This window comes from Micromonospora sp. DT46 (genome assembly GCF_049841735.1).
Taxonomy (GTDB): Bacteria; Actinomycetota; Actinomycetes; order Mycobacteriales; family Micromonosporaceae; genus Micromonospora; species Micromonospora reichwaldensis.
On record NZ_JBNCKW010000034.1, the window covers coordinates 1 to 500 of the forward strand.

The window sequence follows — 500 nt, forward strand, 5'->3', positions numbered from 1 at the left end:
GGGTGGGTTTTTTTCGCCCCCCGCCGTACAATTTTTCTCGTGGTGGCCCGCCCCTTCGGGGTCGGCCCTCGACTGCGTAGCGTCGTAGGTGACGCAATGAGGAAGGATGTACCTGTGAGTTCAGGATCGCAGGGCGGAGATCGTCCCCGTCGCTACGAAGACCGTTCGGGTGGACGCGAGGGAGCGCCGCGCCGCGACGACCGGCCCCCGTACCGCGAGGACCGGGGCGGCCAGCGCGGCGGATACGCCGGCGGCGACCGCCGTGACGGCGACTCCCGTGGTGGCGACCGCCGAGAGGGCGGCTTCCGGTCCGGTCCGCGTGACGGCGACTCCCGCGGCGGTGGCGCCCCTCGTCGGGACGCCGGCGACCGCCAGGGCGGCTTCCGCAGCGACCGTGAGGGTTTCCGGGGCGGCGACCGTCGCGAGGGTGGCGACCGTCCGGGTGGCTTCCGTGGCGGTGACCGCGAAGGCGGCTTCCGTGGCGGCGACCGTCGTGAGGG

1 protein-coding gene is annotated in these 500 nt (G+C 73.6%); it reads right to left on the bottom strand.

The features are described 5' to 3' along the window. Positions 1-120 precede the first annotated feature (120 nt). The coding region (locus ACLQ20_RS31350; protein ID WP_425858383.1) for a hypothetical protein at positions 121-500 on the bottom strand (380 nt) is incomplete at its 5' end.